This window comes from Paenibacillus sp. JNUCC 35 (assembly GCF_058269095.1).
Window position 1 is genome coordinate 4503461 of record NZ_CM177771.1, and the last position, 24747, is coordinate 4528207.

Annotated in this window: 29 protein-coding genes and 1 other RNA gene; 13 read left to right on the forward strand and 17 right to left on the reverse strand. The window is 53.2% G+C overall.

The features are described 5' to 3' along the window. Nucleotides 1–11 precede the first annotated feature (11 nt). Entirely contained in the window at nt 12–548 is a 537-nt protein-coding gene (locus tag AC2TF6_RS20305) for a TlpA family protein disulfide reductase (protein WP_491308232.1), read from the reverse strand. 183 nt (nt 549–731) lie between these two features. Here AC2TF6_RS20305 and AC2TF6_RS20310 point away from each other — a divergent pair, with 183 nt between their 5' ends. Together AC2TF6_RS20310 and AC2TF6_RS20315 are read left to right on the forward strand one after the other, a co-directional pair. Next, nucleotides 732–2033: an MFS transporter gene (locus AC2TF6_RS20310; protein ID WP_491308233.1), complete on the forward strand. Its 1302-nt coding sequence runs from the start codon at nt 732–734 to the stop codon at nt 2031–2033. Between the two features lie 39 nt (nt 2034–2072). After that, the gene (locus tag AC2TF6_RS20315; protein ID WP_491308234.1) at nt 2073–2738 is read left to right on the forward strand and encodes a Mov34/MPN/PAD-1 family protein; all 666 of its coding nucleotides are present in this window, start codon (nt 2073–2075) and stop codon (nt 2736–2738) included. 88 nt (nt 2739–2826) lie between these two features. Here AC2TF6_RS20315 and AC2TF6_RS20320 read toward each other — a convergent pair whose 3' ends face one another. The 3 genes from AC2TF6_RS20320 to AC2TF6_RS20330 are packed head-to-tail and all read right to left on the reverse strand — an operon-like array spanning nt 2827 to nt 6169. Then, nucleotides 2827–3555 carry an exonuclease domain-containing protein gene (locus tag AC2TF6_RS20320; RefSeq protein WP_491308235.1) on the reverse strand — a complete coding sequence of 243 codons (729 nt, stop codon included), beginning with the start codon at nt 3553–3555 and terminating at the stop codon, nt 2827–2829. A gap of 20 nt (nt 3556–3575) precedes the next feature. After that, a complete protein-coding gene (locus AC2TF6_RS20325; RefSeq protein WP_491308236.1) occupies nt 3576–4703 on the reverse strand; it encodes a DUF294 nucleotidyltransferase-like domain-containing protein in 1128 nt (375 codons plus the stop codon). Between the two features lie 38 nt (nt 4704–4741). Continuing rightward, nucleotides 4742–6169: an ammonium transporter gene (locus AC2TF6_RS20330; RefSeq protein WP_491308237.1), complete on the reverse strand. Its 1428-nt coding sequence runs from the start codon at nt 6167–6169 to the stop codon at nt 4742–4744. Between the two features lie 307 nt (nt 6170–6476). On the opposite strand from AC2TF6_RS20330, the gene AC2TF6_RS20335 reads away from it, so the two are divergent. Together AC2TF6_RS20335 and AC2TF6_RS20340 are read left to right on the forward strand one after the other, a co-directional pair. After that, the gene (locus tag AC2TF6_RS20335; RefSeq protein WP_009674805.1) at nt 6477–6908 is read left to right on the forward strand and encodes a helix-turn-helix domain-containing protein; all 432 of its coding nucleotides are present in this window, start codon (nt 6477–6479) and stop codon (nt 6906–6908) included. Between the two features lie 40 nt (nt 6909–6948). After that, nucleotides 6949–7635, forward strand: coding sequence for a zinc metallopeptidase (locus AC2TF6_RS20340; protein WP_009674804.1), 687 nt, complete (start codon nt 6949–6951; stop codon nt 7633–7635). Between the two features lie 142 nt (nt 7636–7777). On the opposite strand, the gene gltC is transcribed toward AC2TF6_RS20340, so the two are convergent. Next, nucleotides 7778–8701 (reverse strand): glutamate biosynthesis transcriptional regulator GltC, encoded by a 924-nt coding sequence (gene gltC / locus AC2TF6_RS20345; RefSeq protein WP_491308238.1) that lies wholly within the window; start codon nt 8699–8701, stop codon nt 7778–7780. Between the two features lie 182 nt (nt 8702–8883). Here gltC and tpx point away from each other — a divergent pair, with 182 nt between their 5' ends. Continuing rightward, nucleotides 8884–9402 (forward strand): thiol peroxidase, encoded by a 519-nt coding sequence (tpx, locus tag AC2TF6_RS20350; protein WP_016423958.1) that lies wholly within the window; start codon nt 8884–8886, stop codon nt 9400–9402. Nucleotides 9403–9502: 100 nt separating this feature from the next. Here tpx and AC2TF6_RS20355 read toward each other — a convergent pair whose 3' ends face one another. The 4 genes from AC2TF6_RS20355 to AC2TF6_RS20370 all read right to left on the reverse strand — a co-directional run bounded on the left by AC2TF6_RS20355 (nt 9503) and on the right by AC2TF6_RS20370 (nt 12107). After that, nucleotides 9503–9913, reverse strand: a complete 411-nt coding sequence (locus tag AC2TF6_RS20355) for a DUF1499 domain-containing protein (RefSeq protein WP_491308239.1) — start codon at nt 9911–9913, stop codon at nt 9503–9505. 235 nt (nt 9914–10148) lie between these two features. Further along, nucleotides 10149–10805, reverse strand: a complete 657-nt coding sequence (fsa, locus tag AC2TF6_RS20360; protein ID WP_491308240.1) for a fructose-6-phosphate aldolase — start codon at nt 10803–10805, stop codon at nt 10149–10151. A 205-nt stretch (nt 10806–11010) separates the two neighbouring features. Next, nucleotides 11011–11191: non-coding RNA, 6S RNA (gene ssrS / locus AC2TF6_RS20365), on the reverse strand. A gap of 109 nt (nt 11192–11300) precedes the next feature. Then, nucleotides 11301–12107, reverse strand: coding sequence for a YesL family protein (locus AC2TF6_RS20370; protein WP_491308241.1), 807 nt, complete (start codon nt 12105–12107; stop codon nt 11301–11303). 139 nt (nt 12108–12246) lie between these two features. Here AC2TF6_RS20370 and AC2TF6_RS20375 point away from each other — a divergent pair, with 139 nt between their 5' ends. Further along, complete coding sequence (locus AC2TF6_RS20375) at nt 12247–12339, forward strand: YjcZ family sporulation protein (protein WP_491308242.1); 93 nt, start codon at nt 12247–12249, stop codon at nt 12337–12339. 92 nt (nt 12340–12431) lie between these two features. On the opposite strand, the gene cshA is transcribed toward AC2TF6_RS20375, so the two are convergent. Continuing rightward, nucleotides 12432–14039 carry a degradosome RNA helicase CshA gene (cshA, locus tag AC2TF6_RS20380; protein WP_491308243.1) on the reverse strand — a complete coding sequence of 536 codons (1608 nt, stop codon included), beginning with the start codon at nt 14037–14039 and terminating at the stop codon, nt 12432–12434. 301 nt (nt 14040–14340) lie between these two features. Here cshA and AC2TF6_RS20385 point away from each other — a divergent pair, with 301 nt between their 5' ends. The 6 genes from AC2TF6_RS20385 to tatA all read left to right on the forward strand — a co-directional run bounded on the left by AC2TF6_RS20385 (nt 14341) and on the right by tatA (nt 18037). Continuing rightward, a complete protein-coding gene (locus tag AC2TF6_RS20385; protein WP_009674989.1) occupies nt 14341–14874 on the forward strand; it encodes a DUF4178 domain-containing protein in 534 nt (177 codons plus the stop codon). A gap of 152 nt (nt 14875–15026) precedes the next feature. Further along, nucleotides 15027–15737 carry a DUF4247 domain-containing protein gene (locus AC2TF6_RS20390; protein WP_491308244.1) on the forward strand — a complete coding sequence of 237 codons (711 nt, stop codon included), beginning with the start codon at nt 15027–15029 and terminating at the stop codon, nt 15735–15737. A 202-nt stretch (nt 15738–15939) separates the two neighbouring features. Beyond that, the gene (locus AC2TF6_RS20395; protein WP_491308245.1) at nt 15940–16356 is read left to right on the forward strand and encodes a DUF2188 domain-containing protein; all 417 of its coding nucleotides are present in this window, start codon (nt 15940–15942) and stop codon (nt 16354–16356) included. A gap of 158 nt (nt 16357–16514) precedes the next feature. Beyond that, nucleotides 16515–17336 (forward strand): YitT family protein, encoded by an 822-nt coding sequence (locus tag AC2TF6_RS20400; RefSeq protein ID WP_491308246.1) that lies wholly within the window; start codon nt 16515–16517, stop codon nt 17334–17336. Nucleotides 17337–17492: 156 nt separating this feature from the next. Next, nucleotides 17493–17681, forward strand: a complete 189-nt coding sequence (locus tag AC2TF6_RS20405) for a hypothetical protein (protein ID WP_369995027.1) — start codon at nt 17493–17495, stop codon at nt 17679–17681. Between the two features lie 134 nt (nt 17682–17815). Continuing rightward, entirely contained in the window at nt 17816–18037 is a 222-nt protein-coding gene (tatA, locus tag AC2TF6_RS20410; RefSeq protein WP_491308247.1) for a twin-arginine translocase TatA/TatE family subunit, read from the forward strand. Between the two features lie 175 nt (nt 18038–18212). Here tatA and AC2TF6_RS20415 read toward each other — a convergent pair whose 3' ends face one another. The 3 genes from AC2TF6_RS20415 to AC2TF6_RS20425 are packed head-to-tail and all read right to left on the reverse strand — an operon-like array spanning nt 18213 to nt 19922. After that, nucleotides 18213–19109: an aldo/keto reductase gene (locus tag AC2TF6_RS20415; RefSeq protein WP_491308248.1), complete on the reverse strand. Its 897-nt coding sequence runs from the start codon at nt 19107–19109 to the stop codon at nt 18213–18215. A gap of 26 nt (nt 19110–19135) precedes the next feature. After that, entirely contained in the window at nt 19136–19678 is a 543-nt protein-coding gene (locus AC2TF6_RS20420; protein WP_491308249.1) for an NADPH-dependent FMN reductase, read from the reverse strand. A gap of 19 nt (nt 19679–19697) precedes the next feature. Continuing rightward, a complete protein-coding gene (locus tag AC2TF6_RS20425) occupies nt 19698–19922 on the reverse strand; it encodes a DUF3906 family protein (RefSeq protein WP_084706622.1) in 225 nt (74 codons plus the stop codon). A 155-nt stretch (nt 19923–20077) separates the two neighbouring features. On the opposite strand from AC2TF6_RS20425, the gene AC2TF6_RS20430 reads away from it, so the two are divergent. After that, on the forward strand, nt 20078–21034 hold the full coding sequence (locus AC2TF6_RS20430) for a D-2-hydroxyacid dehydrogenase (RefSeq protein ID WP_491308250.1): 957 nt from the start codon (nt 20078–20080) through the stop codon (nt 21032–21034). A gap of 163 nt (nt 21035–21197) precedes the next feature. On the opposite strand, the gene pfkA is transcribed toward AC2TF6_RS20430, so the two are convergent. The 4 genes from pfkA to AC2TF6_RS20450 all read right to left on the reverse strand — a co-directional run bounded on the left by pfkA (nt 21198) and on the right by AC2TF6_RS20450 (nt 24392). Next, nucleotides 21198–22166: a 6-phosphofructokinase gene (gene pfkA / locus AC2TF6_RS20435; protein ID WP_491308251.1), complete on the reverse strand. Its 969-nt coding sequence runs from the start codon at nt 22164–22166 to the stop codon at nt 21198–21200. Between the two features lie 42 nt (nt 22167–22208). After that, nucleotides 22209–23234 (reverse strand): tetraprenyl-beta-curcumene synthase family protein, encoded by a 1026-nt coding sequence (locus AC2TF6_RS20440; protein WP_138918197.1) that lies wholly within the window; start codon nt 23232–23234, stop codon nt 22209–22211. A gap of 37 nt (nt 23235–23271) precedes the next feature. Further along, nucleotides 23272–23901 (reverse strand): hypothetical protein, encoded by a 630-nt coding sequence (locus AC2TF6_RS20445; protein ID WP_009674988.1) that lies wholly within the window; start codon nt 23899–23901, stop codon nt 23272–23274. A gap of 176 nt (nt 23902–24077) precedes the next feature. Beyond that, nucleotides 24078–24392 (reverse strand): hypothetical protein, encoded by a 315-nt coding sequence (locus AC2TF6_RS20450; RefSeq protein WP_218229521.1) that lies wholly within the window; start codon nt 24390–24392, stop codon nt 24078–24080. Nucleotides 24393–24747 lie beyond the last annotated feature (355 nt).

The window sequence follows — 24747 nt, forward strand, 5'->3', positions numbered from 1 at the left end:
TACGGAACCTTTTAGCGGCCCTTGATCAAAGCCTTGATTTTCTTTTCCCACTCCGCCTTCGGAAGAAGGTTTACCACTTCCTGCACGACTCCGTTCCTGTCCACGAGGAAGCTCGTCGGGATCGCCAGAAACTTGAACGATTCCGAGACTTTACCGGGTTCATCCAGCAGCACCGGAAAATTGATTCCATACTCCTTGGCGAAGGCCCTCGCCTTTTGCTCGTCATCCTGACTCGTTACATTTATTGCCACCAGGTCCACTTTGTCCCCGTATTTTGTCTGAAGATCAATCAAATCCGGCACTTCCATCTTGCATGGACCGCACCAGGACGCCCAGAAATTCAAAATAAGCGGCTTATCGCGCGCGCCTCCGACCTGGTAAATCTCACCATCCAAATCCGGCAGGCTGAAAGAAGGCACAAACATTCCCGGACGGGGGCCCGTTTGGGTAGGCGCAGCCGCTTGTTTTTCGTCTTTTTTGCCGATCTGGACAAATATAGCCGCGGCCAGAAGAAGCACGATGGCCAGAATCGCTGCATTCCGTTTCAATTTCAGCCCTCATTTCCGCATCATTCGCTTTTTATTCTATCACACGGGAAGCTCAAAATCAGGTACATACACGGTCAGTATCCCCATCTTTATCCGATTCCAACATTATGAACGGTTTAAAAAGTATGATCTTCCGCCCCGAGGAAACCCTATCCGTACCAAGTCAGAAGAGAGGTCAACCACATGGAAAAATCGAAATCCCGAGGGCTTGACATCATTTTCGAGAGTGATCAGGACGACGACTACCAGTTTACCGCCGAACAGACGGCTGAAGGCGGCAAAAAAGGCGGAGGCAAAGGCCGGCTTCTTGAATTTATGGCCATTGCGACGGTACCGCTCGTGCTGGTACTCGGCAACTCGATGCTGGTCCCTATTCTCCCGCAATTGGAGACGGAGCTGGGCATCACCAAGTTTCAGAGCAGTCTGGTTATTACTCTGTTTTCGATTACCGCAGGCCTGATCATCCCTATCTCCGGTTACTTGTCCGACCGGTTTACAAGGAAATCGGTGATCATCCCGTCTCTTATTATATATGGGGCGGCCGGGGTTTTGGCGGCGTTCGGGGCGATCTGGAAATCCTATATGATTCTTATTATAGCCAGAGCCATTCAGGGTATCGGCGCAGCCGGCACGGCCCCCATCGCGATGGCTCTCGTGGGGGATTTGTATAAAGGGGGGACGGAAAGCAAGGCCCTCGGCCTGACGGAAGCATCCAACGGGTTCGGTAAGGTGCTTAGTCCCATCATCGGCTCCCTGCTTGCTCTTATTGTCTGGTATATGCCTTTTTTCGCCTTTCCGATCTTTTGTCTTCTGGCTCTGCTGGCCATGATGTTTCTCATTCACGAACCCAAAGCCAAAAAGGAACCGACGAAACTAAAGCCTTATCTCCACAAAATCGGAACCATTCTGAAAAAGAAAGGACGCTGGCTGATCACTTCCTTTTTTGCGGGTTCTCTTGCGCTTTTTATCCTGTTCGGTGTCCTGTTTTATCTGTCCAACATATTGGAGGAGCCCCCTTACCACATAGCCGGCGTCAAAAAAGGGCTGGTCCTGGCGATCCCGCTGCTGGGCATGGTCATTACCTCTTACACAACCGGAGCCCTGATCAAGAAAAACGGCACCGTGATGCGCTGGCTGATCAACATCGGCCTTTTAGTTATGACGCTGTCGCTGGCATCCACGATATTCGCTCTCCAGAATCTGTATTTGTTTATCGGGCTGCTTACCTTAAGCGCCATAGGCACCGGGCTGCTTCTCCCCTGTCTCAACACGATGATCACCGGCTCCGTGGAAAAAAGCGAACGCGGTATGATCACGTCCATCTATAACAGCCTCCGGTTCATCGGCGTGGCCTTCGGTCCGCCCATCTTCGGCTGGCTGATGGATAAATCCGACCGGCTCATTTTTATAACCGTATCCTCTCTGGCGGGGTTGACGCTCGTCCTTGTGTTTTTTCTTGTTAAACCGCAGGGAAAAATCAGCTGATCCGTTGAGTGCGGTAAAGGATTCCGTTATAATTAGCGCATGATAAACGCGAAACGGTTAACTGAAATCAACGTAAGCCTGTCTTTGTACACGGAATGGCTGGCGCGGTTCAGCCGCTTTCCGGATGAAGAGGCTTGCGGATTCGTTTACGGAAGGATTCGGAAGGAGACCGCATATGTCTCCTCTTTCGTATGGGTTCCGAATGTTTCGGCTTGCCCCACCCGTTCTTTCCGCATATCCCCCTCCGATATTATGCATCACTTAGGGGGCGGAAAAGCCCCAAGCGACCGGCCCGCGCGCTCTTCATTAGCGGGTCCCGTGCTGTTGGGACTGTTCCACTCCCACCCGCGTACGGCTGCTTCGCCGTCTTGCGAGGACATCTCGGTCTTGCGGTTGTGGCCGGAACTGCCCTCCTTCTGGATCGTCTCCCTGGAGCGTTCCGTTCCCGAAACAGCGGTATACGCGTGGGCGGAACCGCAAGAGAGCGGCGCTGCACTCGGACCGTCCGAATCGGCGGATTCTGCCGACAAGGCCGTCACGACTGAGGATACGGGGCAGCCCGGATCGGTTGGTCCCTCCGACACGGGCACCCGGACCGATCGGACCTCACAGCGTGCAGAATCCGCTCCGTCGTCTAATCGGCCAGATCAGGTGAAGAGTCTCTCAAGGCTCCGTAAAATCCCGCTTTGTATAGAAGCGCTATGAACCAAAAAAAGCAAGCAGGTATCCGCGGCTTCCCGCATTCCTGCTTGCTTTTTCATATCACAGCCTTCTTTTCCGCGTTCTGCGAGCCCTAGGTTTTACTGAGAAGCGCGTAAAGATCTCCGAGCGTATCCACGCCCATTTCACCGATTTCTTCCAGGAGCTTCTTCCACAGCTCGGCGGTCATCAAAGAATCGTCCAGGGCGTGGTGTCTTCTCAGCACCGGAATCTCGTACAGCTCAAGCAGAGAATCGAGGGTATAGTCTTTGCGCCGGGGCATCAGCCATTTGGCTACCATCATCGAATCCAGCACCCGGTGGGAGAGGCTGACTTTCGAAGTTTTCCAGAGCGCCGCATTCAAAAACGCTTTGTCATGAGCCGAGCCGTGCGCCAGCAAGACCCTCGCCCCTACAAACTCGAAAAATTCACGCAGGGCCGTAATCAAGTCCGGCGCTTCGGCCGCCTCTTCCGTCCGGATTCCGGTCAACTCCTCGATATGAGGAGGAATCGTGAGGTCCGGATTCACAAGGGTGTAAAACGTCTTGTCTTCGAGCTTGTCCCCGGCCATAGACACGGCGCCGATCGAAATAATCTCGTCCGCCGTCGATGAGAAGCCCGTCGTTTCCAGATCAAAAACAACGACTTTGAGATTGTGCAGGCGAGTGTCCAGCAGCGAATGTCTGCGCTGATCCTTCAGAAGCTGACGGATAAACGCCATCTGCTGGGCGTTGCGCGGGTTAAACATGGATGTAATCGCCGGGGTCAAGCCGCCCATCTTGTAAAGCCTCCACATACCGCCGTCGGGGCCGCTCTCTTTCATCGTTTTACTCCTTTCCGGTCCTATTGTCCCGTATGCTCGCGCAGCTTGGCGGAGGAAGCGTCCCTGCCTTTCTTGACGGAACCCCGCACCTGGCGGATGACCTGCCGCTGAAGCCGTTTTCCGAATTTAAGGCCGCTTTTCAGTTCCGCCCGGCATTTGCGGGTCAATATTCCGGCAGGCAATATACCCGCAGTCGCGAAGTGTCCGTTTTCCCTGTAAAAAGGCGTGTTCAATCTCATCTTCAATGAGTGCAGAAACACTTCCCGGCAAGCCGTGCCGAACTCAACCGTAACGGCTCCGCGGTCGATGAGCGCATCGATTCTTTTAAGGGTGGAAGAATCGGAAATGCCGTTTTCCAGAGCCAGAAGACGGACCGCATTTACAAGCGGGATATAAAGTCCGTATTTGATATCCACGCCGCCCGCGTAAGGCCCGTACCGTTCCGTCACCAGACGCCCCAGTAATCCCAGGGACACTTTATGGTGCAGGGTGTTAGCCAGAAGCGGCAGGAGCAGCCCCCTGTTGAGCGCTATGCTCTCGTGAAAGGCCTGCTTGATCCGGTCCGCAAGAGCTTCGCTACCGTATACGCACCTCAGGTCGGCCGCGATAAGCAAATAGCGCGCGTTCTCCCAGACGGGCTCCGCAAACCAGCCGTTAAGCTGATCTTTCCACCCCGCTTCGCTTCTTCTCCACAACTGGTTCTCGGCCAGCACCCTCCCCGTGCACGGCGGATAACCTGCCAGCTCCAGACCTTGGCGGATTCGCTGGGCAAGCTTGCTGAAATATCCGTCCGCCGCCGCTTCCGTGCCTTCCGGGGGATTTTCGTAAACCAGTCCGTTGTCCTGGTCGCTCCACGGCGTTTGTTCCTCCCGGCCGCCGCTTCCCATAAGCAGGAATGCGTAAGGGAGCGGGGGCTCCCCCGCTCCTTCCGCAGCCAGGCGTTTTTCCGCCAAGGAAATCATTTTCCGGATCATGGCATCGTGTGTAAAATTGAGTTCTTCGTACAGCAAGGCCGCCGTTTCCTCGCCGAGTTCACTCTGGAACAAACCCTGCATATCCGCGCGGATCAGAGCCAGTTCATCCGATCCGGCAGCACCGTTGATCCTTGTGCGAAGCAGTTGCCAAGCCGAGCCTACTATCGGTTCCATGAAGGCATCTCCTTAGATAAGACCGGTCCGGGGCGCGGTCACGAAACCGGCACCGAGCGACCGCCTTCATTGGACTGTTTTGCCGAAGTGTGCGCTTCGATCGCGTGATTCATTTGCTCCGGATACCCGTAAGTGCCGTGCTCGGCGAGATCCAGCCCCATGATTTCTTCTTCTTCCGTCACGCGCAGACCCGTCGTAACTTTAATCAGGTAGAGGACGATGAAGGAAATAACAAGGACGAAGACAAGTGCGCCCGCTACTCCGATAAACTGCACCCACAGCTGGTGGAAACCGCCGCCGTAGAACAAGCCCGCTCCGCCTACATTGACCGTTTTGGCCAGCTCCGGCGTAGCGAAGAACCCTGTGGACAACGTGCCCCAAATCCCGGCGATGCCATGCACGGAGAAAGCGTAGACCGGATCGTCGATCCCTTTCTTTTCAAACCAGATCGCCGTGAAGAAAGTGACCCCTCCAGCAATGGCCCCGATGGCGATCGATGCCAGAGGCGTAACGAAGGCGCAGGAAGCCGTGATCGCGACAAGCGCGGCAAGTACGCCGTTAAGCATGCTTGGAATATCGGATTTGCCGAAGTAAATCCAGGAGATCGCCATAGCGGCCACACCGCCTGCCGCCGCGGCCAGGTTTGTCGTCAAGGCGATATAGCCGAAGAAACCGTCTCCCATTGCGCTCAGCGTACTCCCCGGGTTAAAACCGAACCACCCGATCCAGATGATGATGACGCCAAGCACGGAGAGCACTTGATTGTGGCCCGGAATTTTATTCGGCGAGCCGTCTTTATTGAATTTGCCGATACGCGGCTTCAGGAGGATGGTTGCCACAAGTGCCGCTGTTGCTCCCTGCAGATGCACAACCGTGGAACCCGCAAAGTCCTGCATGCCGATTTTGGACAGCCAGCCGCCGCCCCATACCCAGTGAGCCACGATCGGATAAATCACTACGGTGAAAAGCAGTCCGAAAATAAAGTAAACCGGGAGCTTGGCGCGTTCGGCGAAGCCTCCCCACGCGATTGCCAGTGATACACCCGCAAACGCCAGTTGGAACAAAAACTTAATCGTGATCGGGACATCCGAAGCGCTCAAGGAAACGAAGGCGTCGGCGTTGACTCCGTCCATGAAGAAGCCGGACAAGCCGAACAGATTGTTGTTGAACAATCCGGCCCCGTCTCCGAAAGCAAGCCCGAAACCGAACGCCCAGAATGCGATGGCGCAAATTCCGAAAGTCAGAATGGTTTTACCCGCCACGTGGCCGGCATTTTTCATCCGGGTTGAGCCTGCTTCAAGCAAAGCGAAACCGGCCTGCATAAAGACGACCAGCATAGCGGCGACCAGCACCCATACCGAGTTGATCGCGGCTTGCAGTTGCTCCGGTGTCGGAGCTTCCGCAAACGCCAAAGCCGGGAAAACCATACTGAGCAGCGCTAACCCGATCAGTGTCTTTTTAATCATTCATACCAGCCCTTTCATGTCAGGTTTCTTAACAATATAATTGATTAGTGTCATTATACGCGAACGTTTTGCGAAAAAACAATAGGTTTCGTTCACTTTTCGGATGTTTTTCATTAAAAAAATCAGCTTTTTTCAGATTTCCACAATATATATATCATATTATGTAATATATATGTCATATGTATACTTGTTCATCAAAATGTCAAAAGCATTACGTTTGACTGTACGGTTTAGGATCGGGTATCATTAGGCTGAGGTAAACACGTGCGAACAACAACTTTTAAAGGAGGGGCGAAATCATGGGGATATGAAGCTTCATAGAATCGGAGAGTTGTCCCGGTTGGCCGGAGTCAGCCCCAGGACGATCGATTATTACACCAAGCTGGGCCTGATTCATCCCGAGAAAAGATCGGACACCAATTACCGCCTGTATTCGGATGAAACCTTGCTGCGGCTCAAACGTATTGAAGAGATGAAAAAAGAGAAATATACGTTGGAAGAAATCCGTACAACAATGCTGAAGCTGGATAAAGCGGCCCACGACGAACATGTGACCGATAAGCTGACATCCTATCAGGTGCTGCTCGGCCAACTGCAGAAAGAAATCAAGGAACTCGATCCTATGATTCAGCAGCTAAAACCGAATCAGCTCAAAAAGATTTATAATCTGATTACCCAGCCCACCGCCGCATGCGTCGAGGCACTGCTCTATTTGCTCGGCAAAGGTCCCTTTACGTAACGGATCCCCACGACTATCTTGACTATGGAGGTCTGCAGTTATGTTTTTTCATCCTATGGATTTTCTTATTCTCATTGCCTTCGGCTTATCCATGTGGGCTTCATTCCGGGTCCGCGGCACGTTCAACCGCTGGTCCCAGGTACCCGTTCAATCCGGTATGACCGGATACGAAGCGGCCCGCCGCATGCTTGATGCGGAAGGGCTGTACGATGTTCCGATCGAGCCGGTTCCCGGAGCTCTCACGGATCATTACGATCCGATCTCCAGAACGGTACGTCTTTCCGAGCCTGTCTACTACGAGAGCACCATCTCGGCCGTTTCGGTCGCTTGTCACGAAGTGGGACACGCGATTCAGCACCAAGTCCATTATCCGATGCTTGTTGCGCGCCACAAGATGTTCCCGGTCGTAAACTTCGCTTCCGGCGTGGCTCCGCTTCTACTTATCGCCGGCCTTATTTTTCAGCAGTTTGATATTCTGCTTCTTCTGGGAATCGTCTTCTTCTCCGCCGCGGTGCTTTTCCAGCTCGTGACTCTGCCGGTCGAATTCAATGCCAGCAACCGGGCCCGGGAGCTCATGATTGCAGGCGGCTTTATCACCAACGAAGAAGAGCAGGGCGTAGCGAAAGTGCTTAACGCGGCCGCCTTGACTTATGTGGCTGCGGCTCTTATCTCGCTGCTTGAGCTCGTTAAGTACGTTATGATTTTCAACAGCCGTTCCAATGATTAAAACGGCCGTATCCAACTCGGACGCAGCAGATGCTGTAACCGCAATAAGCTTTCGTCTACAATAGACGAAAGCTTTTTTTCTGTATATGCACGGAAAACGGCAGATTATGTATGACGGAGTGCTTTCTCGCATCGTTATCCAGCTAAGACCCGTTTAATCTGCCCATAGGCCTGCCCGGATCGGCAGAGGGCTGAAACTCCATCAGAAACCGGCTGAAATGCTCAGTCACGAGCGGAAGCTTCTCATCCCTCCGGCGGATGACTCCTACGGTGCGCGTCACTTTCGGATCGACCTTCACCACGCACGGCTCGATATGCGTCGTATAGCGCAGCGCCAGCTCGGGAAGAAGACTGACGCCCATCCCCGCTGCGACAAGCCCGCGGATCGTATCCGTCTCGTCTCCTTCGAATTCGATCTTCGGCACAAATCCTGCCTTCAGGCAGGCGTTCATGACGATCGGACGAAGCGAATACTGTTCGCCGAACATAACAAACGGCTCCTCCTTAAGCTGCTCCAGCCGGATGCTTTTACAGCCAGCCAGCGCATGGTTAGGCGGAAGCACCGCTAACAGCTCCTCCGTGAGCATGACTTCTCCCTTGACGAGCTCGTGCGTCTCCGGACACGGCGATATGATCGCCAGATCGATTTCGCCTTCCGTAACGTCACGGATGAGACTGGTGTAAGTTCCTTGCTTTAATCGGAATTTAACGTTGGGATGCTCCTTCTTGAAGCAGGATATAAACGCCGGAAGAATAGAAACGGATACACTATGGGGAAAACCGACCCGGATCTCCCCGGCTTCGGGGTCCAGGAATTCCCGCACTTCGCCCACCGCGCGTTCCAAGTCGGTCAAAATATGTTCCGCACGGCTCAGAAACAGACTCCCGGCGGGAGTCAGCTGCAGATTGCGTCCTTTCTGGACAAACAGACGAACACCGAGCTCCTCCTCCAAATGGCGGATTTGCCGGCTTACGGCAGACTGGGCCACGCGAAGCTCTTCGGCTGCTTGTGTCATATGCTGCTTTTTAGCCACTTTCACGAAATACTGCAGTTGTCGTAACTCCACAGATTCCTCCATTAGTAAGTTCTGCTATCTCTACCTATTATAGCCGATTTAGATGTTCCGGAGAACCGTTTACAGGCTCCATATGTTTAAAGAGTGTATTGGACAACCCCTTTAACGCGAGGGTATAATAGGGAGGGCTGGAATTTCCAGTTCTTTCGGATAATCGATAAGGAGGAATACATATGTCTCAAGAACGCAAGGGTGCAGCCACTTTTAAGGGCAACCCGATCACACTCGTTGGTCCCGAGCTTAAAGCGGGCGATGCAGCACCGGATTTCAAACTGAACAAAGACCTCCTGAACGAAGTTTCCCTTTCCGATTATGCCGGCAAGGTGAAGCTGATCAGCGTGGTCCCTTCCATCGATACGGGCGTATGCGACGCTCAAACCCGCCGTTTTAACGAAGAAGCCGCCAAACTCGGCGATAACGTTGCCGTTCTGACTGTCAGCGTTGATCTTCCGTTCGCGCAAGCCCGCTGGTGCGGCGCCGCAGGCATCGATCAAGTCGTCCTGCTTTCCGACTACAAAGCGAAGTCCTTCGGACAAGCTTACGGTGTTCTTATTCAAGAACTCCAGCTCGACATGCGTTCCATCTTCGTCATTGATGCCAATGACAAGATCCAATACGTGGAGTATCTCGGTGAAATGACGGAGCACCCGAACTACGAAGCCGCGATCGAAGCGGTTAAAAAGCTCGTATAAAACTCCGGCATAAAAAGAAAACAGCACAGGAATCGATGCGCTCATCGAATCCTCTGCTGTTTTTTTATGCCTGTGAAGCTGCCCGCAAGCTGCCCAAGCGTTAGCGGCTGATTTTGTAAGCCGCCAGCTTTTTGTCCAGCTGCTTGTAAATGTCCAGAATGGTCCGGTAATTGGAACCGAGATCCCCCATGTTCCCACGGGAAGCCGAATAAATATCAATAGCCGATGTCGTCGGATTAACCGCAAACAAAGTAATTGTAATATCCTGAGTACGTCCGAGAGCCGTACGTTTTTCCACCACAATCTCTCCGACATTTTTCACTTCGTGAAGGAGTTTGTAGCCGGGTGTTTTTTTGATCATCCCGACGGTTTCTTCCCACACCTGGTCTTTGGATAATTTGTAGTAACGGGTTTTTAATTCCGGATCTTTGGCTTTCTCACCGGTTGTCTCGAAACTGCGAAGCAAACCGACTAACGTTCGTTTCAAAGTCGTTCCCCCTTCATGAAGCATATCCAAACTGCTTGCCAAACCACACTAAAAACAATCTTACCATTCTTTGCAGGGAAGCAAAAGAGGAGAACGGTAAAAACCGGGCATAAATCCCTGGTCATTTTATTAAACAGCGGCTAAATAACCAATTTCATCCATCCTTACCGCTTTTGCATGAATAAAAAGCCTCTCCGCAGAGAGGCTCCTCTAATTCAAGGGGGTTCCGTTCACTTTAAATGTGTGCCCCGGATTATCTTTAGAACGTTTTCTGGTTGGCGCTTTCCCAGTCTTTCATAAACCGTTCCACGCCGGCGTCGGTCAGCGGATGCTTCATCATAGCTTCGATTACTTTGAACGGCACCGTAGCGATATGAGAGCCTAGAAGAGCGGCCTCGATCACATGCGTAGAATGACGCACGCTGGCTGCGATAATTTGTGTCGGAAGCTCGTGCACCGAAATAATTTGGCTCACTTCTTCGATCAGATGCATGCCCACCTGGTTAATATCGTCGAGCCGTCCGATGAACGGAGATACATAGGTCGCTCCCGCTCGTGCCGCCAGAAGCGCTTGTGTGGAACTGAATACAAGGGTCACGTTTGTTTTAATGCCTTGGTCGCTGAAACGCTTCGTCGCCTTAAGGCCGTCCGCAGTCATCGGCAACTTAATGACAATCCCGCTGCCGACTTTGGCAAGTTTCTCGCCTTGCTGGACCATTCCTTCCACGTCCGAGGCGACAACTTCGGCACTGATCGGCAGATCGCCTACGATGCCTACAATTTCTTTGAGGGTCTCAAAGAAATCTCGTCCCTCTTTGGCAATCAGAGACGGATTCGTCGTAACTCCGGAAATAACCCCCAGCTCGTGCGCTTCTTTAATCTCGTTTACATTGGCCGTATCAAGAAACAGCTTCATACACGATCCACCACTTTCGGCAAAATTTTTGATCTCTATGTACATTCACATTCCACTTTTTTACCATAGCATAAAATGGGCTCTAATACAAAAAGGGTCCGTGCCTGTAGCCTCTCTTTAAATTACCCTCTTTCGGACAAAATAAAAACAGCCCCGTTTACGGAGCTGTGTCTTTTTTTCTACTTATAACATCCATGATTACATAAGAAAACCCGCAAATGCCGTCCGGTTTAATAGTTTCAAACCTGCTTTAGCAGGTGGGTGATCGCAGAAACGTTTTTGAAGTCCCTTTTCGGGGGCATGTCAGCCGCGCTTCAATATGGATCTCCCGAGAAACAATCATTGGTTTAAAACAAAAGAAACCGAAACGTACATCGCAGGATTTTGTTTATATCCCTATTATAAGACAATCGCGAACCGGATTCAACTGGAATCGACTGTCTTTTGTAAGAATAGGTCTATCGCTTCAGAACGCCGCTGAAAAAGGGACCAGGGCTACAGTTTGTCAGACTCTTTCTTTGTCGAATCGTCTTCCCGGACGGCCGCCGCATCAAGCTCAGCCGCCTGCCCGTTCTCTTCCTGCTCCCGCTCGCGTTCAGCCTCTTCCATCGCTTCCTGCTTGCGTTTGATTTTCTCGAAGCTCCGGTTGAACTGCCAGAACGAAAAGGTCGCGCTGACGCTGCCCGCGAAGAATACGAGCAGGAAACTGAAACGGAAACTGATGATCACGATCGCCACGTTCCCGATAATTGTCATCACGCTAGTCACGGGGTTGCCGATCGTCAGCAGAATGGCGTTTTTGATAATTTGAAGAACCTTCATATGAAGATGGGACATGATACAGAAAAAATTGAAAAAGGCGCCGATCAGCAGGATTCCCATGGCCAAGAACATGTACGAAAGAAGGGAAAGCGCGCTGTCGAGACCCGCATAAAAACGGTAGCTCACGAACAAAATCAGAGCAAATAAGACGAAGGCAATGCCTCCGATCATACTCTGCAAAAAGTTTTCTTTGTAGCCGCGGAAGAAGGTCTTGAACAGGGGCACATCCTCATCCCCGGTCACCCACTTACGGGCTACCGTGAACATCGCAGCCGTTGAAGGAAACAGTGTAAACGGTGCCAATATTCCCATTAAAACGAGCGATTGCATCATTATATCCGCTTGGCCCGAAGTAAGCCCGGCTAATGCAAAAAAGAAAAACGGAATGCTGCAAAGGATCCACAGCAAATTAATGGCGGACAGCCTCATGATCCATTCGGAAATCCGGTAAAAGCCGCCCATTAGTCCTCTAAATTCCAAACCCTTGTCCCCCTCTGTTGATGTTATTCTTATTATAGCCTATTTTGTAGAGCATAGGTAGCGGCCCTTTCTTTTCCTCCCTGCAGGCATATTTTATTAAGGTAATAAATCTTCATATTTTTTACGAGGAGGAGATTACATGTCTGGTGTTGGCGGTGCTTGGACTTCCACAGCTGCGATTCTGGTGCTCTTCATTCTGCTGGTTATCGTCTCTCGTACTTTCCTCTACTAATCCTTCCTTAACAGATCCGTAGGAACTAATTTAACACGAATCTCCAAAAAAAATGACGACCCGACGGGTCGTCATTTTGATATTTGAATCCATTAAGCGTTGGAATCTTCACTGCGGCGGGCGCTGCTGGAACGGTCACGATTGTAATCGGAACCGCCGCTGCGGGAGCCGTAGCCGCCACCGGAACGACTGTCACGGTCACGGTCGCGGTAATCGCGTCCGCCGTCTCTTCCGCGGGAGGAAGAAGAACCGTAGCGCGATCCGCCTTGGCCGGAGCGGGAGCCGTAGCCTCCGCCGGAACGGCCGTCGCCTCTGCGGTCGCTGCCATAGTTGAACTTGCGTCCGGAGCTGCGAACATCGACGCGGCGTTTCTTAGCACGGATCGGATCTTCCGGAGTCAGCTCGACGGATACTTCCTTCTTCTCACCGCCGGTAAGAAGTTGAAGTGCCGCTGCCAGCAGGTTGACGGAATCGTATTCCTCAAGGAGCTGGATAGCTACGCCTTTGAATTCGTTGTGCTTGTCTTCTTGAAGCAGGTTGATGATGCGTTCAGCCGTTACCTTCTGCTTGCCTTCCATAGCCTCGGCCGGGCTCGGCATAGGCTTCTTAGGAATGCGGTGACGGGTCACTTTCTCGATAAAGTGCAGGTGATCGATCTCACGCGGCGTTACGAACGTCCAAGCCGTTCCTTCTTTGCCCGCGCGTCCCGTACGGCCGATCCGGTGAACGTAGCTTTCCGGATCCTGCGGAAGGTCGAAGTTAACGACGTGCGTGACGCCGGAAACGTCGAGACCGCGCGCCGCCACGTCCGTAGCGACAAGCACTTCGATGCTGCCGTCACGGAATTTGCGCATCACGTTGTCACGCTGATTCTGGGACAAGTCGCCGTGCAGGCCTTCTGCGGCATAACCGCGCTTCTGCAGGGCTTCCGCCAGCTCGTCTACACGGCGCTTCGTACGTCCGAACACGATCGCCAGTTCCGGGGATTCCATGTCGATGAGGCGGCTAAGCGCTTCGAATTTCTGCTTCTCATGCACTTCAATGTAAGCCTGATCGATAAGCGGAGCGCTTACGTGCTTAGGAATAACCGATACATGCTGAGGGTTCGTCAGGAACTGTTGAGCCAGCTTCTGGATGTTAGGAGGCATGGTTGCCGAGAAGAGCATGGTGTGGCGCTCTGCCGGTACAAGGCTCAGAATGGACTGGATGTCATCCATGAAGCCCATGTCGAGCATTTCATCCGCTTCGTCGAGAACGACGGTTTTAACGTCTTCGAGCTTGATCGTTTTACGGTTGATGTGGTCAAGCAGACGTCCCGGCGTACCGATGATGATCTGAGGTCTTTTCTTCAGCGCGCGGATTTGCTTGCCGATATCTTGTCCGCCGTAAATCGGCAGGGAGCGAATGCCTTTGAAGCGTCCGAGTTTGCTTACTTCTTCCGCAACCTGGATGGCAAGTTCGCGGGTCGGGCACATGATAAGTGCAACGATCTTTTCTTCGCTTGGCTCGATTTTGCTTACGAGAGGAATACCGAAAGCGGCCGTTTTACCCGTACCGGTCTGCGCCTGGCCGATCAGATCGTGTCCTTCAATCGCAAGCGGAATCGTTTTCTCCTGAATCGGGGTCGATTCTTCGAAACCCATTTCTGTAATAGCTTTAATTACTTTTGCATCTAAATCAAATTCTGAAAAATTTTTCAATCCGTTCATTCTCCTTTTATCCGATGAAGATCTCTCTTCTTTTATATACCCTTAAGCACGACTTTTCTTCCTTAATATCCGTTCATCCGTGCGGAAACCCTATCCCGAATTGCCCTTATCCTAATTCGTAGAGCCGCCCTTAAGAATATCTCGACTAGTATAACATATTATACTCAAGCTTTTCCAGTGACTATTTGCCCATGTGCAGGGAGGAAGAGGGTCTGTCATCGAAACCTTAATCGCTTTTCATCGTATATAATGGACAGAAGAACATCAGATTAAACGTAAGGAGCGTCCCTTTATGTCTATATTCAAACGCGTAGGCAACATTATCCGCAGCAATAAACAGCAGGAACCGGTCAGACAAGCGAACCCCTTCGAGGAATCCCGCGTCGGCGATATCGTCAACGTCGATCTCGAGGAGTACGTCGTTTCCGGGAAAGTGATTTATTTCGACCGCGGTTTCGAGCCTCACCGGTATGCGTACTATCTTCAAAGCGGCAAAGATGTCCGCTGCCTGCTGATCGAGAAGGGCCGTTCTTACGAGTGCTTCCTCTGCGATTTTATGGAGGGAGCGCTCGACGACCCGAACGACGTGCCTTCCCGGCTCGAGCTTGACGGAGAAGACACGTTCGAACTGGAGCATCACCGCAGCGATGTGACCCGTACGGAAGGCAGCACCGATTTCCGCAGCGGCGACGAAGTCATGATCTGGAGATACTTCGGACCGGACGACCGCTATTTCTTCCTGCAGTGGCAGGACGGCAAATTCGTCGCCATGCAGGGCGAACGCACGCCGGCCTCGCAGGTCAAATTTATGCGGGCGACGCTTTAACGTCCGGCGGGCGGAAACCCGGTTCGTTCATTCCGGCGGCAAACGGCGCTGAGGCTGCAGACGGCCGCACAGACTGTCTGTGCGGCTTCTCCAGTTCAAACGGAGGCTTCTGTTTTTGATTCCCCCTTCAGCCCTCAGGAGGTGCCTTCCGCTTGAACAGATGGACATCATGGATTTCCGGCCTGCTAGTATTTGTTCTGCTCACGGGCTGCGCCCCCAACGCCAGCGATTTCGTCCGGCAAGAGTATAATCTCACCAGCGCCGACGGATCGGGCAGCAATTTATCGAAAGTATACACCGCCGAGAATAAAGACGTCCCGGCCGTGGTCAAGGAACTCGCCGAGCGGGAGAAGCCGCACGAAATCAGCAAGGAATCGCAGGATCAGATGTTTCTGCTCTATCCCGACAAGGTCATCAACCTGCAGCGGGACGATCAAAACCCGGCGAACACCCTGGTCCAGGTGGATTCGATCCAATATGCCAGGGAGCATTACTCGCCCTCCTTCCTGCAGACCTTCCTGACCGTAGCCATGCTTCAATCCGTTCTCGGCGGCGGGTTTTTCAACAGCCGCGGGGTCAGCGATTACCGCGGCTACCGTTCTACCCCGACCTACCGGGGGACGCCCGGTGGTGGTTATTCGCCCGGCACGGATACGGGCACGACCAAGCCGCCCGTAACGTCGGACCGCGAAGGGTCGTTCCGGACTCCGGGCAGCCCGTCCGGCACTACCGGCGGGATCGGTGCCGGAACGGGAGCCGGCGACCGCCGCAGCGAGATCACCAATCCCGGGCGCACAAAGAGCGGGATCGGGACAAGACCCGGAACAAGCGGCCGTTCCGGCTCGTTCAAAAGGCGGCGGTAAGCCGGTTGCCGGCGGCGGCCCCCCCCCTTCCTTGCAGTACGAGCCAGTACCCGCGCTATGCCGGAAACTGGTGAGCCGTGCGGCCGTTCGTTGAACGGCCGCACGGCTTTTTACATAGGCCGCTCCTGCTTAATTCTTCCGCGTTTCGGGTAAAAGAACAACGAACGAGCAGCAGAACCGTAACCCGGAAGGAGGAACGATCATGCCTTGGACCAAGAACGACTATCCGCCCTCAATGAAAAATTTGCCCGAGCGGGTCCGCAATAAAGCCGTTGAAATCGCCAACGCCCTGCTGGACGACGGATACGAGGAAGGCCGCGCGATCGCGATTGCCACCGCCAAAGCGGAGGAATGGGAAGAAAACCATCCCGATCACCGGAGCGACGGCAAAAGCGGTACGGAGCGCCGGGCTTCTTCCTCTCACTCCTCAACGCTCCATGTCGTACCGGACGGCGACGGCTGGGCCGTTAAAGCCGAGGGAGAAGATAAGCCTCGTTATGAAGCGGATACGAAAAGCGATGCGGTCAAAAAAGCCGACGAGCTTGCTTCAGACGCCAACACGAGAGCCGTCATCCACCGGAAGGACGGCACCGTTCAGAACTCGCACAATTACTCTTAACCCCACAAACGGACCGGCTGAAAGTAACCTGAGCGGCAGAATGACAGGTTTATTTTCGAAAAGGTCCGTTTTTTTATTGTCCTCCGGTCAATTCCTCTTGATGTTTATCCCGGATGAGTGGTACTTTTAATCTGCATACTACTTCTTGAGGTGATCGTGTGGACAAAAAAGCGATTTCCATCGCGGTTGTAATACTCGGCGCGGCACTCGTCGCGTTCGGCTTTAACATGTTTCTTATTCCGCACGAACTCCTGAGCGGCGGAGTATCCGGTATTGCGATGGTAATCGGATACTTGACGAACATGAATATTTCCATTTTATACTTCGTCCTGAACCTGCCCTTGATCATCTGGGGGCTTGTCATTATCGGACGCCGGTTCATCATTATCAGCGTCGGCTCCGTTATCGCCACAACCTGGTTCATGCAGATCATACCGGTCCGTGAGCTTGTGCAGGAGCCTATACTCGGAGCCGTATTCGGCGGCGTACTTGTGGGAATCGGCGCCGGCATCACGATGCGGGCGGGCGGCTCCACGGGCGGGTTCGACATCGTGGGGTCCATTCTGACGCGCAAGCGCGATTTTCCTCTCGGCCAGATGCTGTTCGCTTTGAACGGCGGCGTTATTTTTCTGCTCGGTTATTTTAAAAACAACTGGGACCTCGCCCTCTTTTCGATGCTGTCCATTTATATTGCCGGCAAGGTGATCGATACGATTCATATCCGCCATATCAAAGTGACCGCCTTCATCGTGACGAAGCAGAGGGAGGCGCTTCTGGAGAAGCTTCTCGTGATTCCGCGCGGGGTGACCGTTATCCGTACGGAAGGAGCTTATACGAATCAGGAGCAGAGTCTGCTGATGACGGTAACGACGCGTTACGAACTGGTCGGCCTGCAGAAAATCATTAAAGAAACCGATCCTAAAGCGTTCGTGAACGTGGTCGAAACGGTCGGTGTCCTCGGAGAATTCCGCCGTCAATAGCACCGGATTTAATCGGGAGCCCTCCACGATGTGCCAATGCAACCCGCCGCCCTTTATGGTATAATGAAAGAAGGCTTCAGCTTGGCTTCATTTCGGTTTACGAGTAATATTTCCGCTTAGCTTTCTCATCAAATCCGGATAGGAAGGATGATGGAAATGGAAACCGTAAAACTGTCTCATATCGTGAAGACTTACACCCCTGAGCTTTATACGTTTTTAACCCGTACGGAACTCAATTCCGAAATCGTCCTCGTGAACGGAATGCAATCCCTGGATCAGGAAGATGTGATTGAAATTGTACAGTTTAGCATAAACGAGAACCGCAAAGACGCCTTCCTCCAGTAGGAGGGCGTCTTTTTTTACAGCTATGTTCACAAAAAAGTAGCAAATGAACTGGATTGGTGTCCCATTACATGGTATGATAAGGTCACGATTGAATAGCCTGGTTGCATGCCGGCATCGAATTGGAGGTACATGTAATGAATTTTTTCTCTCCATGGCATTTACTGCTCGTTGTTCTAGTTGCTTTACTGCTATTCGGACCAAGCAAACTGCCTGAACTGGGACGCGGCTTCGGACGTATGTTCAAAGAATTCAAAGACGCGACTAGCGGTCTCGTTTCCGACGAACCGAACCAAGCGGCTCCGGCGCGTAAAGAAGTCAACACGAATTCTTCCGTTGAAGAAGAAGCGCGGAAATAATTTCATACGCCCCTTTATACACAGAAGACTCCGCGTCGATGCATGCAGGGTCTTTTTTATTTGAACATAAGCTGTAAAATAAAAAAACAGACCGGCGGAGAGAGTTCTCTAGCCGGTCTGTTTTGCGAAAAGCTCTTGCGGATTGAACCATCCGGATGAAGCGTTCCGGCGCCGTTCAGCGCATTCCCGGCCAGTTCCCCCGGGACGCTTGCTGCCAGCGTCCTCTGATTTCGGCAATCGCTTCGATCGGCAGCGTCCCCCGGGAGAGGAAGGCCGCATTCTCTTCCCAGCGTCCCGGACGCGTCGTTCCCACGATGGCCGTATGGACACCGGGCACCGACAGGGTGAACCGGAGCGCATAAGCGATGGCTTCCGGTACGGATTCGTTCAGAAAATGGTACCGCAGCTGCTTCAAGCGCTCCCAGTACTCGTGGTGATAGCTGTCGGCAGGCTTCTCCCCCGTCCGCCAGGCGGCGTTAGCAAGGGGCCTCTTCGCGATAACGCCCATCCCCCGCTGCCGGGCTTCGGGAATCGTCAGCTCGATCGCCTCCTGATCGGCTATGCTGAGCGACGTCTGAAGCGTGTCGAACACCCCCGTCCGGACGGCGTACAGGGCGGCTTGCCCGTCTCCGCTGCATCCGATGAAGCGGGTTTTTCCCTGCTTCTTGAACTTCTCAAGAAGCCCGATCACTTCCCCCCGGCGCAAAATCTCTTCCGGGCAGCTGTGCAGTTGAAGCAAATCCACATAGTCGGTTTTCAGACGTTTCAGGCTGCGGTCGATGCTTTTCTCAAGCATTCCCAAATCCCAGTCTTCTTCTTGAAAACCGGCGCTGTGGCCGATTTTGGTAAACAGGCTGAATTCCGCCCGGCGGTGCGAGACCGCTTTTCCGATTAATTCTTCGGAATCTTTGTAGCATTCTCCGGTATCGATAACGGTAAGTCCCGCGTCCAGCGCTCGGCCCAGCAGATTTTCCACCGTTCCCGGGTCAATGTTCTGGTAGCCGATTTCGGCGCCTCCGAATCCAAGCGGGCTTACCTGCAGGCCTGTCCGGCCCAAAATCCTCTTTTCCATCCCGATGCCTGACTCTCCTTTCAACCTTAAACGGATTTACGGAAAGTCTCTGTCATCGACAGGAAGTAAGTAACCGTTCTAAGAATACGCTCGCGGATTTGAACCGTTTCCGGCTCGCCCTGTTCGTTAAACGTCCGGCCCGCGCCCCCGATGGAAATCCATTCCGGGCAGTTAACGCCGTGAAGGTTGCGGACAACCGTCTGAAGCTGCTGCAGCGAACTGACTCCGACAGCGCCGCCCGCGGAACTCATCGACAGCACGACTTTGCCGTCCACGTACTGGGCGTCCATGTGATCGAGCGCGTTTTTCAGTACGCCGCTCATGGCGCCATGGTATTCCGGCGTAGCCAGAACGATGCCGTCCGCCTCCATGACCGTTTTTTTCATATGGACCAAATTCTCGTCCTCGACTACGCTCGGATCCGGGCTGTAGAGCGGGACAGGCTGTTTGTACAGGTCGACCAGGGTCACTTCCGCCCCCTTTTCCGTCAATACTTGTCCGACATAGGCGCTTAAAAGGGTTGTACTTGCCCCTTCGCGGTTGCTTCCGCTAATAATTACGATTTTCATTTTTCCGTTTCCCCTTTTCTTAAACCGGACTCTCGACGGCGGATTCGATTACGTACCCCGCGCCGTTTCCGACCCGTTTTTTCTCAATGATCGTCGTTTGCACGACTTCAGGCGCCACTGTGAAATGGCGGACAAGATGACCTTCTACCGCATCGAACGCCTTAGCGTCCGTTTCGGCCACAACAATCAGATAAGCCAGACTTTCTTTAAGCTCCAGCTCTACTTTGTATAAGAACACCTTCATACCCTCCTTCTCCCACCGATATACTCGGCATCTCTGTAAGATTCCCTTTATGTTACCAAATTGTCAAGGATTTGCCTAGATGATCCTTGGCTGCTCGCGCTTGTTTTCTTTCTCCTCCTCTTTTGTTTAATATATAGAAAAAGGAGCTGACCCCTATGCTGAATATAACGGCCTTGACGAAAATGGACTTGACGTATTTGCAGGATCATCTGCCTGAAGATTTAAAAGACGCCATCTCTCTGGCGCAATTTCCGACTGCCGAAGAGGCGGGAGACCGGCTCGCTTCCACGGATATCCTTCTCACTTCCGGAGCGTTTCAAGACGACTGGCTCCCTCTGCTGCCCAAACTGCGCTGGTTTCAAAGCCTCTCGGCCGGTGTCGACAAGCTGCCTCTCCGCCAATTGGACGAGAAAGGCATCCAGGTAACCAACATGAGCGGTGTCCACTCTATCCAAATGAGTGAATATGCGCTGTCCGTCATGCTGGACTTCGTCCGCCGTACACATACACTTATGGAGAGCCAGAGCCGCAAAGAATGGAATCACCGGATTCGTACCGCAGAGCTTCACGGCCAGACGCTCGGCCTTATCGGCACGGGAGCGATAGGTTCGGAAGTAGCCCTGAAGGCGAAGGCGTTCGATATGAAGGTGGTCGGCTGCAGCCGCTCCGGCCGGGACAGGGAACATTTCGACGACATGCGAAAAGGAAAGAGCGGCCTTCACTCTCTCCTGCGCGAATCCGATTTTGTCGTCGTGATCGTCCCCGCCACGCGCGAGACGGAAAACCTGATCCGGGCCGAAGAGCTGGCCCTCATGAAGCCGTCGGCGTTTCTCGTCAATATGGCCCGCGGCAGCGTGATCGACGAAACGGCTCTGATCGAGGCGCTGCGGAAAGGCACCCTTGCCGGTGCGGCGCTGGACGTATTCCGGGAAGAGCCGCTTCCTGCGGATTCCCCGCTCTGGGGAATGGAGCAGGCTGTCCTTACGCCTCATATCGCGGGAAATACGCCGAAATATGTAGAGCGGTGTGCGGAAATTTTATTTCCGAATATCCGCCGTTTTATCGAAAATAAACCGTTGATGAACCGGATCGATCCGGACCACGGTTATTAATAAGCGCCGCTTTGCGCCGGGTCTGCTGTCGGATAGGACGGGACTCGGTGCGGCCGGATTTATCACAAAAGCCTTCCTCCTCCATATGCCCGCTGAGGCCGTGGAGAAGGAAGGCTTTTGTCTACTGGCTTGCCCCGGCGTACCGGTCACCTGAATCGCAGGATTACTGCGACAAGCGAAGCGCAAGGTTGTACAATTCCATGTTGAACGGACGCTTCGTGTTCACGACAAGATCGATATCCGTCGCAACGAGTTCGCCTTTGATCACGCCGCAGGATTTGCCGGAGTCGCCCTCGATGAGTCTGCGCACGGCGAAGTCTCCAAGGCGGCTTGCCAGAATGCGGTCCGTATGAGTCGGCGTTCCGCCGCGCTGAATGTGGCCGAGAACGGTCACGCGGGCATCAATCCCGTTATGCTCCATGATCTGGCGGGCGATATCGTCCCCTTTGCCGGCGCCTTCCGCAACGAGAATAATGCTGTGACGCTTGCCGTGGGCGAAGTTGTCGCTCATCCGTTTCGCGATTTCCTGGCAGTCGTGAGGAACTTCCGGCACGAGGATCGTCTCGGCGCCGCTCGCGAGTCCCGCGTACAGGGCGATTTCGCCGCAGTGACGGCCCATGACTTCGACCACCGAGGAGCGCTCATGCGAAGTCATCGTATCGCGGAGCTTGTTAATCGCGTCTACGACGATGCTGACAGCCGTGTCGAATCCGATGGTGAAATCGGTGAAGGCAATGTCGTTGTCAATGGTGCCGGGAAGACCCATGGTCTTGATTCCGAGCTTGCTCAGCTTGTTAGCCCCTTGATAAGAGCCGTCGCCGCCGATAACGATCAGGCCGTCGATGCCTCTTTTGCGGAGATTCTCCGCTCCGAGCTGCTGGCCTTCCGGCGTCGTGAATTCTTTGGAGCGGGCCGTCTGCAGGATCGTTCCCCCGCGCTGGATAATATCTCCTACGCTTCTTAGATCCATTTCCGTAATATCGTTATTAATCAGTCCCTGGTAGCCGCGCTGGACCCCAAAAACCTTCACACCGTGGTAGAGTGCACTGCGCACAACGGCGCGTACGGCTGCGTTCATCCCTTGGGAGTCGCCGCCGCTCGTAAGAACTGCGATGGATTTTACTGCTGTCATTAAAGTTCCTCCTTGCTTATCTATGAGCAATATAATGAGAGATCAGGACGTTTTGCGGATCACAAGACTGTTTATCCAAAAAAACAAACGGCTGATCGTACTGTCTTTCATAAGATTCCGGGATATTTGCCGGACAACCGGCTGGTCTTTCACTTTGGGGTCGGACAAATAAAGGGCAAGCAGCCCTTCAATAACCATGCGGTGGAAAGCGGCGTCTTCCAGCTTCGAAGTGCCTTCCTTGGCCTGTTCGGCCACATAAGCGATCCGCCGGATCGTTTCATCCATATCCGCGTAGTAAAAACAAAAATTCAAATCTCCGCCGACACGGTCTTCTTCCTGGTCGATGAGATAATCCAGCAGAATATGAAGCCCGCATACGTAAGGGAAATAGGCGCTTTTAATCCCCTCCACCCGCCGACGGTCCAAATTGCGGTCCGAAGCCGCCGCGAACAGCATGAACATGCCGAGCGTCGAGCCGGTTGCCGCCGAAAATTCGTTCCAAGTCAAATCGGGGTAGTTCGCGCTATGTTCCGCCCACCAGTCCAGCAGGGCTTGTTCGCGAAGTTCCGGGCGGATATGTTTGTACACCTGCAAATCACAATACAGCCCCACAAGCGAGCGGACCGCATCGGCCGCCAGCCCGTACGAAGGAAGCTCGGCAATGCTTTTCTGACAAGTCTGTACGAGTTTGACCAGATAGCCGTTGTCTTCTTTCTCAAGACGATAGGCGTAATAATCGTGAAGGGGTGCCGCCGGGTCGACCGCGTCCAGCATGGATTGATGCAGCATCCGGAAATCCTGCGGGTCCAGTGAAGTGCTGCGGTCGCACAGGTTATCCAAGTAGTCGCTGATGGTCTGGAACGCGACAATCAGCGAAATGAGCACCTGCCTCATCGGTAAATTGATTACCGCATAAATGGCGCCGCCCTGACAGTGAAACTGTTTGGATGTCATGCTGGCAATCGCCTGCGTCCGCAGCTCCTCGTCCGGAATCCGCTCCGCTTCGCGGCGCCAGCCCTCCAATTCCCGTTTAACGCCCGGAAGCACATATTTGTATACCCGGTACATTAGGCCCAGAGGACCCCGGGGAACGTTTAAAGATGGTTTATTCGGCAAGTTCAACGAGTTCTCCTCCATAACACTGGCGATAGCAGTAAGCAAGCAGCAGTTTGAACTCCAGGTATTGGATATGGGTGAGCCAAGCTTCAATGTCCGGATTTTGCAGCAGGGTTACCTGAAGCTCGACGGCATCCGCAAATACGGAGGAATTCCACTCTGGAGAAGTAACGAGAACGTCAATCTTCGCTTTCATCGCTTCATGCTCTATCGCCCGGAGCCCCGGCTGGCGGTCCAGAAAGGACCGGACCTCGTTGACCAGGTCGGTATGGATCGGATGGTTGCCCGCGTCCTGCAGCCAATACTTCGCATTGCTGTAGTCGCCTTCCATCCGGTGCATCAGCCCGTGCCAATAGCTTCCGGTTTCATTTGTAATGGACTGGGAAATTTCATGACTGTTGTCAAGACTCTCATTTAACAGATAGAGTCCCGATTTTAGCGCCAGTGCATAAGGTTCTTTATCTGGATTGTCTCCGCTTAATGCGGAAACCTGAAGTTTGTCGATCCGGACATCGATCAGCGAATCCCATTCTTCGATCGGATACAGCGAAGGCTGCCTTCCGAGCAAAGGCTTGACGATCAGTCTGATCCAAGACGGTTTCTCATTTTCTGTTGGCACCTCGAGCACTCCTTCCTGCGGCTCAGACCTGGCGCTTCAGATCCAATCTCAATTTTTCTTTCTATCTTACCAGAATTGCGGAGCTTTTACACCTTGTCTCCTCCGGCATTTCTGCCGCAGGAAGAATACGTGCGTATCCGCGCAGAGAGAAAATCACCGGAAGGAACCCTCTGCCGTTAACCGTGTATCTTGCTTTCCACTTCCTGATTCGTCCGGAACCAGAGATGAAGGTCGTTGATGGCGCTGGCCAGATCGGCAATCTGCGAATTAAGCGCGCAGGAAGCCGGAAAATCGTCCTCGACGTTCAACTTGTTCTGCTTGGCGATAATCTGTCCTTCAAGCTGCTTGATCCGGTCCGGGATCGTTCCGCGTATTTGTTCCCATTGAAACAGAATGGACTCTCTTTCCCTTAGAGAGTACTCTTCCCACTCCTTATCGAACTCGGGGACCGGGATTCCCAATCGCTCGTCAAAAATAAAACGGCAGGTCACAAGGCACCCCCTTCAGCTTAATCCGGCGCGATGTCTAACAATCTTATCTTCTAATGTATCACGAGGCGCCGTGACCTTTCCACTACAAGTTACGGTAATTTGCGCCCTGCCGTTACCCGCATCCTACTCCACCCCAATTATACCGGGATATGACTTCTGTCATGGTTTCGGAGCGTCCATACAGGTCCTTAAGGCTATCGGACGGTCCATAACGCCACTGTGCCGGGATATGGCACCGGATTTGTTCATATAGGAGCAACCGGGATAAGCAGCCGCCCCTATTCTCCAAACGACTGCCGATAGCGGTGAAATGCTCAATTGCGCCACCGCCTGCGGCCTCCGTATACTGGATGGA

Excerpts from the sequence above, each read along its gene's own strand:
- tatA (WP_491308247.1), top strand. The coding sequence starts at position 17,816 with ATGAATTTTTTCTCTCCATGGCATTTACTGCTCGTTGTTCTAGTTGCT.
- AC2TF6_RS20355 (WP_491308239.1), bottom strand. The coding sequence starts at position 9,913 with ATGCTTCATGAAGGGGGAACGACTTTGAAACGAACGTTAGTCGGTTTG.
- AC2TF6_RS20315 (WP_491308234.1), top strand. The coding sequence starts at position 2,073 with ATGATAAACGCGAAACGGTTAACTGAAATCAACGTAAGCCTGTCTTTG.
- AC2TF6_RS20425 (WP_084706622.1), bottom strand. The coding sequence starts at position 19,922 with ATGAAGGTGTTCTTATACAAAGTAGAGCTGGAGCTTAAAGAAAGTCTG.
- pfkA (WP_491308251.1), bottom strand. The coding sequence starts at position 22,166 with ATGACAGCAGTAAAATCCATCGCAGTTCTTACGAGCGGCGGCGACTCC.
- AC2TF6_RS20420 (WP_491308249.1), bottom strand. The coding sequence starts at position 19,678 with ATGAAAATCGTAATTATTAGCGGAAGCAACCGCGAAGGGGCAAGTACA.
- AC2TF6_RS20310 (WP_491308233.1), top strand. The coding sequence starts at position 732 with ATGGAAAAATCGAAATCCCGAGGGCTTGACATCATTTTCGAGAGTGAT.
- AC2TF6_RS20405 (WP_369995027.1), top strand. The coding sequence starts at position 17,493 with ATGGAAACCGTAAAACTGTCTCATATCGTGAAGACTTACACCCCTGAG.
- AC2TF6_RS20320 (WP_491308235.1), bottom strand. The coding sequence starts at position 3,555 with ATGAAAGAGAGCGGCCCCGACGGCGGTATGTGGAGGCTTTACAAGATG.
- AC2TF6_RS20375 (WP_491308242.1), top strand. The coding sequence starts at position 12,247 with ATGTCTGGTGTTGGCGGTGCTTGGACTTCCACAGCTGCGATTCTGGTG.
- AC2TF6_RS20325 (WP_491308236.1), bottom strand. The coding sequence starts at position 4,703 with ATGGAACCGATAGTAGGCTCGGCTTGGCAACTGCTTCGCACAAGGATC.
- AC2TF6_RS20440 (WP_138918197.1), bottom strand. The coding sequence starts at position 23,234 with ATGTACCGGGTATACAAATATGTGCTTCCGGGCGTTAAACGGGAATTG.
- AC2TF6_RS20385 (WP_009674989.1), top strand. The coding sequence starts at position 14,341 with ATGTCTATATTCAAACGCGTAGGCAACATTATCCGCAGCAATAAACAG.
- AC2TF6_RS20415 (WP_491308248.1), bottom strand. The coding sequence starts at position 19,109 with ATGGAAAAGAGGATTTTGGGCCGGACAGGCCTGCAGGTAAGCCCGCTT.
- AC2TF6_RS20430 (WP_491308250.1), top strand. The coding sequence starts at position 20,078 with ATGCTGAATATAACGGCCTTGACGAAAATGGACTTGACGTATTTGCAG.
- tpx (WP_016423958.1), top strand. The coding sequence starts at position 8,884 with ATGTCTCAAGAACGCAAGGGTGCAGCCACTTTTAAGGGCAACCCGATC.
- AC2TF6_RS20330 (WP_491308237.1), bottom strand. The coding sequence starts at position 6,169 with ATGATTAAAAAGACACTGATCGGGTTAGCGCTGCTCAGTATGGTTTTC.
- AC2TF6_RS20340 (WP_009674804.1), top strand. The coding sequence starts at position 6,949 with ATGTTTTTTCATCCTATGGATTTTCTTATTCTCATTGCCTTCGGCTTA.
- fsa (WP_491308240.1), bottom strand. The coding sequence starts at position 10,805 with ATGAAGCTGTTTCTTGATACGGCCAATGTAAACGAGATTAAAGAAGCG.
- AC2TF6_RS20395 (WP_491308245.1), top strand. The coding sequence starts at position 15,940 with ATGCCTTGGACCAAGAACGACTATCCGCCCTCAATGAAAAATTTGCCC.
- AC2TF6_RS20335 (WP_009674805.1), top strand. The coding sequence starts at position 6,477 with ATGAAGCTTCATAGAATCGGAGAGTTGTCCCGGTTGGCCGGAGTCAGC.